Genomic DNA, 16,233 nt, shown 5'->3' with positions numbered 1-16,233 from the left:
CCGACATCGCCGCGAACATGTCGTGAGCTGTCCGCAATTGTTCGCGGGCCTCGCCCAGCCGGGTCTCGCCCCGGAGTTATTTCCGGTACATGAGATGGGCCCGAGCCTGCTCGGCTCGGACTCCGGCCCGGGTCAATTGGTCGATCGCCTCCCGGTAGAGACCGTCGGCCACTCCCCCGTCGCTGAGCAGGGCCCACGAGTGCGCCGCGAGGACCCGGCCCCACCCGTGCGGGCCGGGGTTGGCGGTGGACTCGAACTCGGCCAGGGCGGCGAGGGCAACCCCCCGTTCCCCGCAGCGGACCGCCGCCTCGACGCGTTCCGGCAGCATCCAGGTGGGGACGAGGAGCTCCGTGGCCTCGGGGTCGGCCGGAAGGGCCGCCGCCTCGAAGTCACCCCGCCAGATGGCGACCATGGCCGACCCGCTCAGCGGCGTGGGCAGGACGCCGAGCGCGCCGAGCTCCCGGGCCAGAGCGGCCTGGCGGCTGCTCACCGCGTGCCAGGTCTCGACGTCCCACATCGCCCCGGCCGCCGTCGCCCCCAGAGCCCCGTGGTGAAGCCAATTGTCGGCCGGAAGCTCGGTCACGAGCAGGGGCGCCGAGCGACTCGCGGAGCAACGGTCCAGCCACTGCACGTCGTCGATCAGGCACATCAGCGGCCGGCTCGCGGCCACCTCGGCCAGCAAGGTCAAGGTGGCCAGCCCGACCAGGAAGCGATCCGGCGCGTCTCCCCCCGGTGAGCCCGAACGCGACGCGCAACGCGGACCGCTGAGGCGCCGGAAGGGCCTCGAGATGATCGAGCATCGGCGCACAGAGCTGGTGCAGACCGGCGTACGCCAGCTCCGCCTTCGACTCGACACCGGCGATCTGGGCCACCCGGAAATGCGGCTGCGCCCGCTGAGCCGCGTACCGCAGGAGCGCGGTCTTCTCCACCCCGGCCTCACCCCGGATAACCAGCGCGGCACTGCGGCCGGAACGCACGCTCTCGCCGAGGCGGTCCAGCTCGCCGAGCTCGTTCCTCCGGCCGTGGAGCTGCGCGGGGTCGCCGGACACGGCGCAAGCATAGTAGTTGTTCTGGTATCGACCCTGTTCCCGGAGCTGCCTTCGATCTCGGTGCATGCCCGGTGAGCACCACGAGCCGGGAACCAACACCGTGAACGCCGGTTGAATCCCGACCCATCCGCATCACCACCGGCTCCGAATCCCGGCCATACGACGGGATCGGAGTGGGGCATGGACGAGCTGGTAGGCGGCCGGTACCGGCTGCTCGAACTGATCGGCTCGGGCGGAATGGGCCGGGTCTGGCGAGCGCAGGACGAGCTGCTCCAACGGGTGGTGGCGGTCAAGGAGATCACCGTCGCCTCCACCGCCCTGCTGGCCACCCAGACCATGCGCGAAGCGCGGGCGGCCGCCCGGCTCGACCATCCCGGCGTGATCAACGTCTACGACGTCGTCTGGCAACAGGGTCGGTCCTGGCTGGTCATGGAATACGTCAAGGGACGCTCGCTGCAGGAGGCGGTCCAGGCCGACGGGCCGCTGCCGCCCCGGGAGGTCGCCCGGCTCGGCCTGCGCGTGCTGTCCGCCCTGCGCAGCGCGCACTCCGGCGGGGTACTGCACCGCGACGTCAAACCCGGCAACGTCCTGCTCGCCGCGGACGGCCGAGTCGTGCTGACCGATTTCGGCCTGGCCGTGATCGGCGACCGGGAGCCGGGCGGGCCCGACCCGCTTCTGGGCTCGCCGCACTATGTGGCGCCCGAGCAGCTGCGCACACAGCAGACCGGCACTCCGGCCGACTTGTGGTCGCTGGGAGCAACCCTCTACACCGCGGTCGAAGGACGACCGCCGTTCGCCCGGGACGACGTCGAGGCGTCCGTCCAGGCCCTGCTGAACGACGACCCCGACCCGCCGCGCCGGGCCGGGCCGCTGGCCGCCCTGCTGCTGGCTCTGCTCGACAAGAACCCGCAGAGCCGGCCGGACGGCGAGCGGACAGCCGCGTGGCTGGAAACGGTCGCCGTCCCGGCCGGCGGCACGGCCTTCGCTCCGGTCGCCCGGGGGATCGCCAAGGTCACCGCGCCGCGACGCCGGCCGCGGACAGCAGTGATCGCCGGCATCTCGCTGGCGCTGCTGGCCACCGGAGGCGCCGCCTATGCCGCCCGGTCCCACCAGACCGGGCCGGTCCGCCCGGCCGCTGTCGAATCAGCCGCTCCCCCGGTCGCGCCGGCTGGCCCGGCGGGTGACCTGTGCGGCCTCGGCGCCGACCGTCAGCCCGTCGTCGTGACGACCGGCCACGTGCCGGCCGGGCTGCCGGCGGGATGGATCTGGTCGCGTGACCCGGCCGGGTTCGCTCTCGCCCTGCCCGCCGGGTGGCTGCGTTCCACCAGCGGCAACGAAGTCTGCTTCGGCGACCCCGCCGGGCGCCGTGCCTTCAAGGTGAATCAGTCGCCGGTGCGGACGCAGCAGCCGCTCGCCTACTGGCAGGCCCGCGAGAAGGACGGTGACCTGCCCGGTTACCGGCGCATCAGCATGGGCGTCCTGATGCTTAAACGCGGCGGCGCCGACTGGGAGTACACCTGGCAGCCCGACTCCGGCACCACCCTGCACGAACGCCGCGTCCTGATCGCGACCTCGGACGAGAGGTCCTATTTGCTGCGCTGGACGACCGCCGCCCCGGACTGGGTACGGGCCCTGCCCGTACAGAAGCAGCTTGTGAATTTGTTCGCCTCCGCTCGCTGAAAGGCACACCGCATGAGATTCCCCCGGACCCTGCTGACCGTCCCGGTCGCAGCCGCTCTGCTGCTCGCCACGCCGACCGCGGCCCTGGCCGACGAAAGCGTGCACGTCAAGCTGCTCGAGCTCAACAACTCCGGCGCGAGCGGCAACGCCACGCTCACCGCCCTGGACAACGGCGATCTCAAGATCAGCATTCGTTCCACCGGCCTCGTGCCGAACTCCTCGCACGCCCAGCACCTGCACGGCTCGGCCACCGGAATGGACTTCCACTGCCCCGACATGTCGGCCGACACCAACGGCAACGGCTACGTCAGCACCGAGGAGGGTATGCCCGTCTACGGCGACATCTTCGTCTCGCTGACCACCAAGGGCGACACTTCCAAGGCCAGCGGCCTCGCCGTCGACCGCATGCCCATCGCCGACGCCAAAGGCAATCTGTCGTACGACCGGACCATCGCCTCCGCCGACCTGCCGAAGGGCACGGTCGAACACCTCAAGGACCTGCACATCGTCGAGCACGGCGTCGACGCCAACAGCAACGACAAATACGACCTCGACGGTCTCGGCGAATCCACCCTCGCCAAGTCGGCCGGACTCAGCGGCATCCCGGAGGAGGCCACCGACCCGGCCACATGCGGCATGGTCTCCGGCGCCGCCGTGGGTTCGGTACCGGTCGGCGGCGTGGCCACCGGCGACGGCAGCACCCGCGACCGGGCCGCCGCCTGGTACGGCGCCGGTGGGCTGGCTCTGCTGGCAGCGCTGGGCATCGTCGTGGTCACCCGCCGCCGCTCGTACGTGCTGAGCCGCGCCCAGCGATGACCCGGCACCGAACCCACGCCTTGATCATCGCGGCCGTTCTGGCGATCGCCGGTGCGGCCGCGATCGCCATCGGCCACCACGACGAGCCGGCCGCCGAGCCACCGCTGACCGCGCCACCCGCCGCGCCGTCCTCGGCTCCGGCCACGAAGGTCGGCCACGACGTCCTCACCCGCGGCAAGCTGCTGCCCGCGTCCGTCCCCACCCGGGTACGGATTCCGGCCCTGGACGTCGACGAGGCGATCACCGGCCTCGGCCAGGAGCCGGACGGCTCCATGCAGGTGCCCACCGATGCGCGCACCGTCGGCTGGTACACCAAAGCGCCCACCCCGGGCTCGCTCGGACCGGCCGTGCTCGCCGGCCATGTCAACTTCCACGGCGCCGACGGCACGTTCGCCCGTCTGTCCGCACTGCACAACGGCGACCGGGTGGAAATCACGCGGCAGGACGGCATCACCGCCGTCTTCGCCGTCACCCGCGTCGACCGCTACGCCAAGAACCAGTTCCCGGCCGGCGCGGTCTACGGCGCCATCGACCACGCCGGCCTGCGCCTGATCACGTGCGGCGGCTATTTCGACCGCCGATCCGGCCACTATGTCGACAACATCGTCGCCTACGCCGAGCTCCGCGGCACCGAGTGACGCAAAGCGAATCGCCGCCCATCGTGGAGTGACCTTGCCGGCGAGACCCGACCTCGTTGGAGTTTCGACGTTTAAGTCGCCGGAACTGGTCGATACAGGCCTCTCGTCCGGGGAGGGAACGATTCGATGAAGAACGGGTCCGTCGAGTACATCGCCGCGAAGTCTGTCGACGAGGTGATCAGCGCGCTGTCCGACGGGCAGACCTCGGTTCTGGCCGGCGGCCAGAGCCTGATCCCGATGGTGATCAACCGCGGCGCGACGCCGTGCCGGCTGGTGGACATCAACCGGATCGAGGGACTTGACACGCTGGCCGAGACGAACGGCTACCTCCGCGTCGGAGCACTCGTCCGGCACCGGGCCTTCGAATCCGACCAGGTCACCGGGCCGCTCGGCGACCTGCTCCGCGTCGTGGTCCGCCACATCGGACATCCGCCCATCCGGGCCCGCGGGACCATGCTCGGCAGCCTCGCCTACGCCCACCCCGCGGCCGAGTGGCCGGCGGTGGCGGTGGCCCTGCAGGCGCGGCTCGTGCTGGACGGGCCCGAGGGGCGCCGGACGGTGCCGGCCGAGGACTTCTTCCAGGCGCCGTTCACCACCACCCGCAAGCCCGAGGAACTGCTGGTCGAGGCCCAGCTGCCCACGCTGCCGGACGGAACCGGCGTCGGTTACGCGGAGGACCGGCGCACCTCGATCTTTCCGCATGCGGCGGCGATGGCGGCGGTCACCGTGACCGACGGCGTGGTCACCTCGGCCCGGATCTGCCTGGTCAACTCCGGCCCGTACCCGGTCCGGGCCGGCGCGGCCGAGGAGGCTCTGCTCGGCACCACGTTCTCGGACACTGCCATCGCCACGGCCGCGCAGATCGCGGCGGAGAAGGACACCGACCGGCTCGACGAGGACGCCGGGCGGCCCCGGCCGCGACAGGCCTTCCGCGTGCTGGCCAGGCGCGCCCTCGGTGGCGCCCGGGAGGGAACCGGCCGGTGCGGGTGATGCTGATCGTGGACGGGGAACGTCATAACCTGGACGCCGACACCGGCCGCACCCTCGCCGACGTGCTCGGGACGGAGTGCGGCATAGCCGGTTACCGCGTCGCCTGCCCCGACGGGACCTGCGGCGCCTGTGCCGTGACGCTGGACGGCGACGAGATCCGTTCCTGTCTGATGCTCGCCGTGCAAGCCGACGGGGCGAAGGTCACCACGATCGGCGACAGGTGAATCGCGAACGCGCCTCCGCGCCGGATTTGTCCGCTATTCTGGGGGCGGCGAACGGAGATCTCATGCAGGCATCGGCCGGGCCGTCGAAGCCGGGCGTCCTGATCGTCGACGACGACGCCGACATCCTGGATCTGCTGTCCCGCACCCTCGAGCTGCGCGGCTTCCGGACGTGGACGGCCGCGAACGCCGACGACGCCCTGCAGGTGTGCCGGCAGCAGCCGGGCGACATCGACGTGCTGCTGGCCGGCCTGTCGCTGCCCGATGATCTGAGCGGCGGTCTCGCGCATCGCGTCGCAGCCGAGTCTCCGCAGGTCAAGACCATCTTCGTGACCGGCGTGCCGCGGTACATCGCCGTTGGCTCAGGCCTGGTGCGGCCGGATGCGCCGTACGTGCAGAAGCCCGCCAACCCCGACCTTCTCGCCGGGATGATCTGCAACACGCTCCAGCGTGCGTCCGCCCAAGGAGACCGGGGCTAGGCCTCGATCACCGGTCGGCCTCACACCTGGAAGCGGGCGACCACCGACTCGAGCTCCGACGACATGCGGGCCAGCTCCTGCGCTGAACGCTGCGTGTCGGCCACCGTGGCGGTCGTGGTCCGGGCCGCCTCGGCCACCCCGGCGATGTTGCCGGCGATGCCGTCCGAGCCGCTCGACGCCTCACCGATCGACCGGCTCATCTCATTGGTGGCGGCGGTCTGTTCCTCGACCGCCGAAGCGATGGTCGTCTGGTAGTCGTTGATCTGGCCTATGATCGACGAGATCCGCCCGATCGCGTCCACGGCGCCGTCGGTGTCGGCTTGAATCGTCTCCACCCGCCGGGAGATGTCCCCGGTGGCCTTGGCCGTCTCCTGCGCGAGCTCCTTGACCTCGTTGGCGACCACGGCGAAGCCCTTGCCGGCCTCCCCCGCCCGGGCCGACTCGATGGTGGCGTTCAGCGCCAGCAGGTTGGTCTGCTCGGCGATCGCGGTAATGACCCGGACCACGTTGCCGATCTCGGCCGACGACGCGCCCAGCTTGGCGACCGTCGCGTTGGTGGCAGCCGCCTCGGTGACCGCCTCCGACGCCACTCTGGCCGCGTCGTTGGCCGACTGGGGGATCTCCCGGATCGCCGAACCCATCTCCTCGGTGCCGGCCGCCACCGTTTGCACGCTGCGCGAGACCTCCTCCGAGGCAGCGGCCAGCAGACCGGTCTGCGTCGAGGTTTCCCGGGCGTTGCCGGCGATGGCCTCCGCCGATGCCGACAGCCGGCTCGAGGACTCGGCGAGCAGGCGGGAGGAGTCGCCCAGCGCGGCGACAGTCTGCCGGATCGCCGCGGTGGCACGGTTGACGGCGCTGGACATCATGCCGACCTCGTCGCCGCCGGTGGCGCCAGCCTGACGGGTCAGGTCGCCGTCGGCGACCGCAGCGAGCACATCGCGGACCTCGGACAGGCGGCGGGCGATGCTGCGACCGACCAGGACGGCCAGCGCGACCGACAGCGGCACGCCGGCTAGGACCAGCACGACAATGGTGCGCCGGGTGCCGGTGGCGTCGTCGTGGGCCTCGGTGCTGTTCTGCCGGGCCTGCGAGCGCTCGAGGGCTATGAGCTGGTCGACGGCCGTGTTCATGATCTTCTCGGCGTTGCCCCACAGCGTGTACTGGTCGGCCAGCGTGGCCGGCAGGTCGTTCCCGGCCGGTGGGGCGTCCTTGAACAGCAACAGGTTGACCAACGCCTTGTACTGCCCCCAGGCGCCGCCGAAGGCCGCGGCTTGCGTCTTCCAAGCGTCCGAGTCGTCCGGGGCCGACATGTACCGGTCGCCGGCCGCGTCCACGGCAGCCTGGCCGGCCTTGGTCTCGTTCTCGTACTGAGTCCGCTGCGCGGCAGTCTGAGCCCCTTGGAAGAGGAAGAGCCCCCCGGTACATGTCGGCCATGCCGTTCTGGACGCCGACCAGAGCGTCCAGCCGCGTGATGTTGTCGTGCCTCAGTTCCTGGATCCGGTCGTCGAGCGAGCCGAGCCGGGCCCAGGCCACCCCGGTCGTGCCCAGGGCCACGACCGCCACCGCCACGATGACCTTGGTGCCGACTCCCATGTCGTTGAGGCGGTCACCGATCCGGGACGTGTTCGCCATCTGGAACTCCTGAACGTCACGTCAGCCCGAGGCCGGCGCCTTCCTTCTGCCGTTCGGCCGATTCACGTTCCCGCTGAGAAGTTTCATCCCGTTTGCTGAAGGCCGACGGCAGTGCCGGACAGCAGCCGGCGGCCACGGAGAGGAATCACCCGAGGGTGAGTCGGCCGACCATAGAATGCGCGGCGGCGGTGACCAGGGTGCGGTCGTAGCTGACGACGAACTCGAACTGCCGGTCGCCGTCGGGGCCGGTGTCACCGAGGTCGCGAGCCATCAGGGCGGCCGAGAGGTGAGCGCCGAGCACCACGACGGTCCACTCGCTGGCCAGTGGGTCCTGGACGGACAGGGTGGCGCCTTGTACGCCGGGGACCGGCGTGGCGGGCATGTCGACGCCGAGCACGGCGACGAACGGTAGCCGGGCGCCGAGCTCGGTGAACCGGCGGGCGGTCGACGGCCGGAAGAACCGGGCGTGCTCGAAGGCGGCGAGCAGCACCGGCGGAACCGTGGCCTCCAACGCCATCAGTTCCAGGGTCTTCGACACAGGAACGAGCAGGTCTTTGGGCGCGTGCCGGATCCGCCGGCCCGCGCCGACCAGCTCGTAGGGCGTCGCCCGCAGAGCCATGCCGATCGGGCGCGCGGCGAACCGCTCGGGACGGAACGCCGACGGCGTGAACTGCCTTTCCCCACGGGCCCACAGCCACCCCTGCCCCAGGGTCGCGCCGAGCACGAGGGCGCGCGTCAGGTCGCCCTGGGTCTCGATACCTTCGGCGACAACTTCCGCACCGGCCTGCTCGGCGTAGGCCCGGACAGCTCCGGCCACGGTGACAGTGGCGGGGTCCTTGACCGTACGGAGCAGCCTCAGATCGAGTTTGACCACCTCGGGCCGCAGCAACGGTATGAAAGCCAGCGAAGCCGGTTCGACGCCCACGTCGTCCAGCGCGATGGCACACCCGGCAGCGCGCAGCCGTTCCGCAGCCGCCAGCACCCCGGCCAGGTCGGCCGCCAAGGCCCGCTCGGTGATCTCGACGACGACCTGAACATGGGGCGCTCGGGCTGACAAGGCGTCGAGGACGACGTCCAACCGCTGCGTCGCCGTGCTCGGCTCGACGTTGACGAACAACGTCACCGGCCGGCCCTGCGAGAACAGAGCGGCATCGGACAACGACGCCTGCAACGACGCCCGTTCCAGGTCGGCCAGCCGGCCGGCCGCTCGGGCGGCGTCCAGCAGCGTCATCGGGGACTCCCAGCCAGAATCCGCCGGTCCGCGCAGCAACGCCTCGAAGGCCAGCACCGCGCCGGTGTCCACGTCGACGAAGGGCTGGTAGACGCAGTGCAGGCTACCGTCACGCAACAAGTCGTCGAGGCTCACGTCGGTCGGCCGCAGCGTAGGGATGGCGCTCACCTCGAATGTCTCAGCAGCTGCGACAGTCAGTCACGGGAGGCCACAACGGTGCACGATACCCGCGAAGCGGACCGGCCGTCCGAACTTCGCTTCGAACGGCACGGTCCCCCGCGTGGGCGGGGCCTACTTCACGGCCGGTGCGGGGCGCCGCCGGCGCCGGCCGGTCAGCAGCAGCGCCGCGCCGAGCGCCACCAGCAGGCCGCCGGCCAGCGAGAACGGCAGCGCCGGGACGCCGGTGATCGGCAGTCCCCCGCCGGAACCGCCGCCGCCCGGTCCGCTAAGGCCGCCGCCCGGTCCGCTGTCGCCGTCGGCCGCGCCGGTCACGCCGGTCGTGGTGGTTGCTGCCGTCTCGGCGTACGTCCGGGCGGCCCGGCCCGGGACGACCTGACCGGGGGCCAGCGCGACGACCGGTGCGACCACGCGGTAGTCGCGGGTGCCGGCGAACGGGGCGCCGAGCGTGTACGTGCCGTCCCGGCCGGCCTTCGCCGTGGCGACCGTGCGCCACCCGGCCGTCGCCCCGGCGCGCTCCTGCAGCCGCACCTCGCGGCCGGCGTCGTCCTCCTCCACGGTCGGGCACGGGCCCCGGTCGCACAGCCGGCCCGTCCTGACCACCCGGCCGGTCGCGGTCACCGTGCCGCCGATGGTGGCCTGCCGCGGGATCGTCACGGTCAGCCGGGTGCCCGCGACCGGCGCGCTGACCCCCGTGTAGCCGTACCAGCCGTTGGGCGCGGTGCGCAGGCCGACGTCGACCGGGGTCCGGCGCGGCGGCACGACGAACGACGTCGCGGTGGTCGGGGGGCCAGCTCCTCGTACTCGTTGAACTCGAACAGCGAGGCGATGGGGATGTAGCGGACCGGGCCGGGTTGCGGTCGGTTTACGTACCCGGCCGCCAGCCCGGCGTGTCCAGCGGGTCGCCCGGGTGCTGATTGGCGGAGGGATCGTCGTCCTGCTGGCCCTGCCCTCGTCGCGGACCTGGTTCAAGCCGGTGGACTGAGCCCTCTCGGATTAGCCGCGTGTTCGGCCTGCCGTGTACCGAGCGCCGCCGGATCCTCACCGTGCGGCAGCAGCCTGGGGCTAGGGGGTGGTGCTGGCACCCCTCACGATCGGCTGGCTCGCACCATCGAACGGAGCCTCCACGATCCGTACGGTCGAAGGCAGGCGACCGAGGGAGGACACCACGATGCTGGACCGCCTGACGCCGCTGATCTCCTCGCCGTGGCTGTACGTCGTGGTGTTCGCGATCGTCGCGGTCGACGGCTTCATCCCGGCCATGCCGTCCGACCCGGTGGTGATCGGGCTGGCCGCTCTGTCGGCCGGCGGGCCGCCCGACGTGGCGGTGCTGGCGGCCGTCGTGATCGCGGGCGGGATGGCCGGTGACCGGGTCGCCTACCTGCTGGGCCGGGGCGCCGGTCACCGGGTGCGCAACGCCAAACTCGTGCAGGCCAAATACAAGGCCGGGCAGGCGCTGCGACGGTACGGCGGCGGCGCGATCATCGTCGGGCGATTTCTGCCGTACGGGCGCACCGCCACCGCCATGACGTCGGGCTCGGCGGCCCAGCCGGTCGCGCGTTTCACCCTGCACACCGGCCTCGCCAGTGTGGCCTGGGCGGCGTACGCCATCGGTCTGGGCCGCCTCGGCGGGGAGACTTTCGTCGACTCGCCGCTGCTGGGCGCCGCGTTCGGCATGGCGCTCGGCATGGTCGTGGGCATCACGCACACGCTCGTTCAGCGCCGCCGCCGGTCCTTCGCCTCCGCCGGGACCCGCATCACACGATGAAGATCTTCTGCCAGCCCTGGTTCGTCCCGCCGTCGCAGGGGAACTGGGCGGCGACCGCGCCGGCCGCCGTGCTCGCGTCGACGCCATCAGGCACCCGGAGCGCAATTCAAAGACCAACGAATTGACGGTACGCATTCACGCCCGCCGCCATGACCCCGGAGCCCAGCCCTACAGAAGAGGCGTGTTCGGGCACTTTCCCTCAAGCGAGGGGGATCATCCGGAGGGTGGCCGCCTGGGCCAGCGCGCTCGTCATCCGGCGGACGCCGGAGTCGTTGCCGTAGCGGGCGCGCAGCGCGTCGTCGACCTCGTCCTCGCGGCCGGAATCGGCGACGAAAGCGACTCGTACCTGCAGACCGTCGACGTCGATCACGCCTTGGCCCGTACGGGAAACGCCTTGATACCAGCTGCCGCCGGTCCCGTTCAGCGAGCGGATGATCTCGTCGGCGCCGACCCGGACGTGGCCGATCATCACGAAGGGCCGCAGGGTTCCGTCGGGTCTTGCCCCGGCGAGGCGAATCAGCGGCGTACGGTCCAACGCCGCCAGTTCGGCCGGAGTCCACTCGCGAGTGCGCAACGCCTCGGTCATTTTGCTACCACCCTCGTTCTGCCGCCCTGGTCTCACCGGTCGCGATCGCCGTACGCAGATCGGCGTGGTCCGCGTGGGTCTGCCCGGCGTAGTCGCGGGCGAAGCGGACAATGCCGTCCCGGAAAGCGTTCCCCTTGCCGATGTAACCGGCGATGGCCGCCGGATCGCCGCTGCGGGCGTGCGACTTGGCCAGCGCATGGCCGCAGGCCGCCGCGAACTGCGGCAGATACCCCGCGATCTCCGGGCCGCTGGGAATGATCTTCATGTCGCGGAACTGCCGTACGTAGTAGTCGAAGCCGTCGACGCGCATGTGCCCCAGGAAGATGTCGCTGGCCGACTGCATCAGGCGCTGGCCGACGACGACCCGTTCGCCGTGGTTGGCGAAGTCGCTGGGGCCCAGGAACTCCTCGTAGACCGACGCCGTCGCCTGCTTGGCCTGGGCGAACACCGGCTGCCGGCCGCTGTCCCCCTCGAGCAGGTGCAGCCAGACCCGCACGCCGACGCTGCCCACACCCACGATCTGCCGGACGGCGTCGACCCGCCGGAACCGGTCGACGAGCCGGCGCAGATGCGGCGAGATCGAGGCCAGGTACGTGTCGTAGACCTGCTCGGACGCCCGGACCCGCTGCTCGTGGGTCAAGCCGTCGTCAAGGCGCTTCATCGGATCCAGCGAGATCCGCCGCTGCCCGCCCTCTTCGGTGACGAGTTGGCGGGCTGTTCCGTGATGAGTCCGCTTCCGCGACTGCTTCCTGATGTTGTCGGTCGCGGCCTGAGTGAACTCGGAGGTCAAGCCGCGCCACGGCACGTCGGCCGGGATCCGGTCGTACCAGACGTCCAGCTCGCCCATTCCGGCGTACGCGCGCATCGCCTTGCCATACGTTCTCACCGCGGCCACGGCGGCCTCGCCGGCACACGACTCCCCCAGCCGCTCAGACCCCGCGAGCACGTAGATGCTCGTCGCCAGCCGCTTGAGATCCCATTCGAACGGCCCCGGCAACGTCTCGTCGAAGTCCCGGGCGTCGAACAGCAACTGCCGCTCGGGCGACGCCCACAGCCCGAAGTTGAGGATGTGCGCGTCCCCGCACATCTGCACCGTCAACCCCGAGTGCGGCGCCGCAGCGAGGTCAGCCGCCATCACCGCAGCCGCACCCCGCAGATAGGCCCACGGCGACGACGCCATGCGCGCATACCGCAGCGGCAACAGCACCGAATCGCGTACGGCTTCCTGCCCCCGCAGCCGATCCAGGGCCATCACCTGCCGCACCCCGGAATCCCAGACCGCCGCACCCCGACGCGGCGCCCGCTTTCGCGCCCGCCGCCCGTCAACCACATCAGCGGCGACACTCTCCGACGCCCGGACACGAACGGCCAAGGGCGCAGTCCCGGTCATGCTGTGCCGGCTTCTTCGCGCAGTGCGAGCTCCTTCATCCGGTCAGCTAAAACCCTGTCCCTGCCACAGGGTCAAGCCACCGGAGAAAGCGGGCTGAAGGGCGAAGTCACGGCAGAACTGTGCCCAGTGCCGCCGCCGCGGCCGGTCCGATCCGGCGGTCGTGGGCCTGGTACAAGGTCGGCAGATGCAGCACCTGACGGCCGACGTACACGAAACCGTCGGTGTCGAGGACGGCGACCGGTTCCTCGTCCCGCAGGACGCCCCAGAACCGATAGAAGCCGCTCGGCCGGCATGCGTCGTCAGCCAAAGTCGGTGACGATGCGGCGTAGTTCGGAGTTGACGTAGAAGCCGTGGTTGTCGAGCAGGGTTCGCATCTCGTCCAGGGCCTCCTGGCCGCCCCGGCCGCTGCGAAGCATGGCGTAGCGGGCGCCGGCGGCGGGGGTTCGGCTCTGGCCTGCGGCGCAGTGCAGGAGGACTCGGTGGCCCTCGTCGCGCAGGGTGGCGACCATGCGGGCCGCCTGGTCGAGGGCGTAGGCCGTGTTGGCGTTGGCGCCGGGCTGGTCGACCAGCCACACCTGCACCTGGTTCTCGGCGGGTACGCCGGCGAACTGGGCCCGGCCGACTCGGCACAGCGAGACCACGGCGGTCGCTCCGGCCTCGACCGCGTCGGTGACCAGGTTGCCGAGGATGACGCCGTCGTCCTCGGGGTGGGTGACCAGCAGCGCGTGCGGGATGGGGGCTTCCATCCGGTCGAGGCCGGGCCAGCCGACCCGGTCGGGGCGGCCGGCCCCGGCGGTCAGCAGGCACAGCGCGATCAGGTCGGGGGTCCGCTGGTCGGGCCAGCCGCGCACGGCGCGTTGCCAGTCCAGCGGCACGCCGGAGGTGCCCCACCGCGCGCCCAGCAGCGCACCGGCGATGGCGGCCACCGTGTCCGTGTCGTTGCCGGCGCCGACCGCCGCGTACAGGGCGTCGCGAAGGTGGTCGCAGGCGAAGACGCCGGCCGGCAGGTCGTTGCGCGGGACGGGCGTACGGGAAATGGCCGACCACGCCGCCTGCAGGGCCGTCGCGACGAAGCCGTTGTTCGGGAACTGAGCGGGCGGATGCTGTTCGGCCTCGTCGATCCACGTCGTCCATTGCGCCCGGCGTTCGTGCGGGATCAGCTCCAGGCCCTCCCGCAGCCCGTCGAACGTGCCGTCCAGCACCGCCCGGCGCACCGCGGCACACCACAGCACGCAGCCGTCCCCGGCCAGCGGATCGTGATGGGTCAGCTCGCTGACGGCCCGCGCCGCCTCGGCCATCGCCTCCGGATCACCGAGATAGGCCAGGGCCACTATTCCCGTACGCATGAGAGAACCGTTCCCGGCGCTCTTCCCCGTTTCTTCGTGCAGGGCGCGCGCAGCCTGCGTCATCGCATCGCCCAGCCCGGCCTGGCCGTGCCCCTTGAGGCCGTCGAGCACGCGCCGGGTCTGGATGCCGATGTCGGTCGCGCCCTCGGTGCGCCACCGCAGGAAGTTGGCGGCGATCCGGTCGAGCGCTTCGGGCGTCCGCAGATCCGCCCCGGTGGCCGCGACCTCGGCGATGCAGACCGCCATCTGGGTGTCGTCGCTGTACTCCCCCGGCGCGTAGTCGCCCAGCCCGCCACCGCTCATCACCGGCGCCTGACCCGCCGGCGGCGAGGCGAACTCGTACGGGACTCCGAGCGCGTCTCCGCAGGTGGCGCTCAGCAGGACGCCGGCGGCCCGATCACTTTGCACGGCGCTCAACCGCGGTCGCGTGCTCATGTCCATCCTCCGAATCTACGGGCTGAGCCCGGCGCGCAGACCGCTGGCCCGGGCGATCGGCCGGGTCACCGCCGCCCGGACGGCTTCCTCGCTACCCAGGATGCGCAGCCCGCTCTTGGCCGGGTCACGGCTATGTAGAACAGCTCCCGGGTCAGCAGCGGTGAGGTTTCCGGGGGCAGGACCAGCGAGACCCGGTCGAACTGGCTGCCCTGGCTGCGGTGCACGGTCATCGCGTACAGCGGCTGGGCCTCGGACAGGCGCGACGGCGGAATCAGAACGGTCTGGTCGCCGCGGGCGAAGGCGGCCCGCGGGCCGTCCGGGGTCTGGATTACCACGCCAGTGTCGCCGTTGTAGAGCCCGGCGTCGTAGTCGTTGGCCGTGATCAGCAGCGGACGGCCGGGCGCCCATTCGGCGCCGGCCGCCGACGGCAGCCAGCTCTCGATCTCGCTCGCCCAGCGGGCTACGCCGTACGGTCCCCGGCGATGGGCGCAGAGCAGCCGATGCGACTCCAGCCGTTCCAGGGCCGTACCGGCGTCACCCCGCGCGGCCGCCTCGGCCTCGGACAGGGTGGCCGTCACTTCGTGCCGCAGATCGGCGCAGGACAGGGCGGGCGTCTCGACGAACTGCAGTTGCTCGCCGCCCGACCGGAGCAGGGCGACCACGGCGTCGTCGTCACCGGCGCGGACGGCCGCGGCCAGCCGGGCCAGGTCGCCGCCGAAGCGCCAGATCCGGTTTTGGGTGACGACCCCGTTGGTCACCCCGGGCGATCCGAACCCGAGGGCCTGCAGGCTTGCGTCAAGTCCGGGCTCGGGCCGGCCGGCCGGCCGCGGCCACGATGTCGCCGAGAACAGCGCCCGCCTCCACCGAGGCCAGCTGATCGGGATCACCGACGAGGATCAGGCGGGCGTCCGGTCGTACGGCCTCGATCAGCCGGGCCATCAACGTCAGCGACACCATCGACGTCTCGTCGACCACCACCACGTCGTACGGCAGGCGGTGGCTGCGGTTGTGCCGGAACCGGGTCCGTGAGCCGGGGCGGCGGCCCAGCAGACGGTGCACTGTGGACGTCTCCAGCGGCGGAAGCGACAGCGAGGCGGCGGCCGGCCGGACGGCCTCGGACAGGCGGGCGGCCGCCTTGCCGGTGGGCGCGGCCAGCGCGATCCGGGACGGCTCGCCGGGCTGGGCGCACAACACCGCCAGCAGCCGGGCGATGGTGGTGGTCTTGCCCGTTCCCGGCCCCCGGCCAGCACCGAGACCCAGCGCAGGGCGCTGACCGCAGCGGCGAGCCGTTGCTTTGAGGCGTCGGCGTCGAAGAGCCGGTCGATATCCGTACGCAGTCGGGTGAGGTCGACCGGCGGCGGGGGCGCGGCCGGCCGTTCTCCCCCCGCTGCCGGCGCACCGATTCCTCCTCGCGCCAGTAGCGGTCGAGGTAGAGCAGGCCGCGCACGAGTCGCAGGGGCCGCCCGGCCGAGCCGTCAGTGGATACGACCGGGCTGCGGGTGCAGGCCCGCGTCCAGCCGGCCGGATCCGGCCACGGCAGCGTGCTCACGTCGACGTCCTCGTCGGCCGAGGTGGTGCTGCGGGCGGTGGCCAGGTCGACACAGACCGATCCGAGACGCAACGCCCGTACGGTCAAAGCGATCGCCAGCTCGACGTCCTCATCGGACTCTGTGCCCCCCAGCATGGCCAGGCGACGGGCGATGTGCACGTCGGCCAGCGCGAGCACCCCGGCGTCGTTGAAGGTGGCGAGCAGGCCCGTGGCGCGCACGGCCTGTTCCGCGGTGACGGTCATGAC

16 protein-coding genes and 3 pseudogenes are annotated in these 16,233 nt (G+C 71.7%); 7 read left to right on the top strand and 12 right to left on the bottom strand.

Features of this window, described 5'->3' with window-relative positions; all coding sequences use genetic code 11:
- Window positions 1–76: 76 nt before the first annotated feature.
- Both OWR29_RS00195 and OWR29_RS47995 read right to left on the bottom strand, forming a co-directional pair.
- Window positions 77–688, bottom strand: a complete 612-nt coding sequence (locus OWR29_RS00195) for a hypothetical protein (RefSeq protein WP_267560120.1) — start codon at window positions 686–688, stop codon at window positions 77–79.
- Window positions 689–764: 76 nt separating this feature from the next.
- Window positions 765–1,115 (bottom strand): annotated as a pseudogene (locus OWR29_RS47995) (ATP-binding protein); the annotation flags it as partial.
- 114 nt (window positions 1,116–1,229) lie between these two features.
- Between OWR29_RS47995 and OWR29_RS00185 the strand changes: the two are divergent.
- The 6 genes from OWR29_RS00185 to OWR29_RS00155 all read left to right on the top strand — a co-directional run bounded on the left by OWR29_RS00185 (window position 1,230) and on the right by OWR29_RS00155 (window position 5,873).
- Window positions 1,230–2,729: a protein kinase domain-containing protein gene (locus OWR29_RS00185; protein ID WP_267560118.1), complete on the top strand. Its 1,500-nt coding sequence runs from the start codon at window positions 1,230–1,232 to the stop codon at window positions 2,727–2,729.
- 12 nt (window positions 2,730–2,741) lie between these two features.
- Window positions 2,742–3,545 (top strand): GVDTG sorting domain-containing protein, encoded by an 804-nt coding sequence (locus OWR29_RS00180; protein ID WP_267560116.1) that lies wholly within the window; start codon window positions 2,742–2,744, stop codon window positions 3,543–3,545.
- Entirely contained in the window at window positions 3,542–4,183 is a 642-nt protein-coding gene (locus OWR29_RS00175) for a class F sortase (RefSeq protein ID WP_267560114.1), read from the top strand. Before OWR29_RS00180 ends, OWR29_RS00175 begins: the two co-directional genes overlap by 4 nt.
- A gap of 126 nt (window positions 4,184–4,309) precedes the next feature.
- A complete protein-coding gene (locus OWR29_RS00170) occupies window positions 4,310–5,173 on the top strand; it encodes an FAD binding domain-containing protein (protein WP_267560112.1) in 864 nt (287 codons plus the stop codon).
- Entirely contained in the window at window positions 5,173–5,397 is a 225-nt protein-coding gene (locus OWR29_RS47990) for a 2Fe-2S iron-sulfur cluster-binding protein (protein WP_324291208.1), read from the top strand. The genes OWR29_RS00170 and OWR29_RS47990 overlap by 1 nt, the downstream gene beginning before the upstream one ends.
- 62 nt (window positions 5,398–5,459) lie before the next feature.
- Complete coding sequence (locus tag OWR29_RS00155; protein ID WP_267560109.1) at window positions 5,460–5,873, top strand: response regulator; 414 nt, start codon at window positions 5,460–5,462, stop codon at window positions 5,871–5,873.
- A gap of 20 nt (window positions 5,874–5,893) precedes the next feature.
- Here OWR29_RS00155 and OWR29_RS00150 read toward each other — a convergent pair whose 3' ends face one another.
- From OWR29_RS00150 to OWR29_RS00140, 3 genes are all read right to left on the bottom strand, one after another.
- Window positions 5,894–7,207 (bottom strand): methyl-accepting chemotaxis protein, encoded by a 1,314-nt coding sequence (locus OWR29_RS00150; RefSeq protein WP_267560107.1) that lies wholly within the window; start codon window positions 7,205–7,207, stop codon window positions 5,894–5,896.
- A 443-nt stretch (window positions 7,208–7,650) separates the two neighbouring features.
- Window positions 7,651–8,904, bottom strand: a complete 1,254-nt coding sequence (locus OWR29_RS00145) for a sensor domain-containing phosphodiesterase (RefSeq protein ID WP_267560106.1) — start codon at window positions 8,902–8,904, stop codon at window positions 7,651–7,653.
- Window positions 8,905–9,027: 123 nt separating this feature from the next.
- Complete coding sequence (locus OWR29_RS00140) at window positions 9,028–9,675, bottom strand: hypothetical protein (protein ID WP_267560105.1); 648 nt, start codon at window positions 9,673–9,675, stop codon at window positions 9,028–9,030.
- Between the two features lie 409 nt (window positions 9,676–10,084).
- On the opposite strand from OWR29_RS00140, the gene OWR29_RS00135 reads away from it, so the two are divergent.
- Window positions 10,085–10,681, top strand: a complete 597-nt coding sequence (locus OWR29_RS00135; RefSeq protein ID WP_267560102.1) for a DedA family protein — start codon at window positions 10,085–10,087, stop codon at window positions 10,679–10,681.
- A 199-nt stretch (window positions 10,682–10,880) separates the two neighbouring features.
- On the opposite strand, the gene OWR29_RS00130 is transcribed toward OWR29_RS00135, so the two are convergent.
- The 7 genes and pseudogenes from OWR29_RS00130 to OWR29_RS48255 all read right to left on the bottom strand — a co-directional run.
- Entirely contained in the window at window positions 10,881–11,267 is a 387-nt protein-coding gene (locus OWR29_RS00130; protein WP_267560100.1) for a DUF2255 family protein, read from the bottom strand.
- Between the two features lie 4 nt (window positions 11,268–11,271).
- On the bottom strand, window positions 11,272–12,519 hold the full coding sequence (locus OWR29_RS00125; protein WP_267561159.1) for a DUF2252 domain-containing protein: 1,248 nt from the start codon (window positions 12,517–12,519) through the stop codon (window positions 11,272–11,274).
- Between the two features lie 244 nt (window positions 12,520–12,763).
- Window positions 12,764–12,988, bottom strand: a pseudogene (locus OWR29_RS00120) (TY-Chap2 family putative peptide chaperone); the annotation flags it as partial.
- Window positions 12,957–14,438 carry an ADP-ribosylglycohydrolase family protein gene (locus tag OWR29_RS00115; protein ID WP_267560097.1) on the bottom strand — a complete coding sequence of 494 codons (1,482 nt, stop codon included), beginning with the start codon at window positions 14,436–14,438 and terminating at the stop codon, window positions 12,957–12,959. The pseudogene OWR29_RS00120 and the gene OWR29_RS00115, both read right to left, overlap by 32 nt.
- 65 nt (window positions 14,439–14,503) lie before the next feature.
- On the bottom strand, window positions 14,504–15,196 hold the full coding sequence (locus tag OWR29_RS00110; RefSeq protein WP_267560096.1) for an ATP-binding domain-containing protein: 693 nt from the start codon (window positions 15,194–15,196) through the stop codon (window positions 14,504–14,506).
- A 37-nt stretch (window positions 15,197–15,233) separates the two neighbouring features.
- The gene (locus OWR29_RS00105; protein ID WP_267561158.1) at window positions 15,234–15,698 is read right to left on the bottom strand and encodes an AAA family ATPase; all 465 of its coding nucleotides are present in this window, start codon (window positions 15,696–15,698) and stop codon (window positions 15,234–15,236) included.
- Between the two features lie 181 nt (window positions 15,699–15,879).
- Window positions 15,880–16,230: pseudogene (locus OWR29_RS48255) on the bottom strand (hypothetical protein); the annotation flags it as partial.
- Between the last annotated feature and the right edge of the window lie 3 nt (window positions 16,231–16,233).

Source organism: Paractinoplanes pyxinae, assembly GCF_026626335.1.
Classification (GTDB): domain Bacteria; phylum Actinomycetota; class Actinomycetes; order Mycobacteriales; family Micromonosporaceae; genus Actinoplanes; species Actinoplanes pyxinae.
Note: the sequence above shows the minus strand (reverse complement) of the source record. Positions and strands in the feature narration are given on the sequence as shown.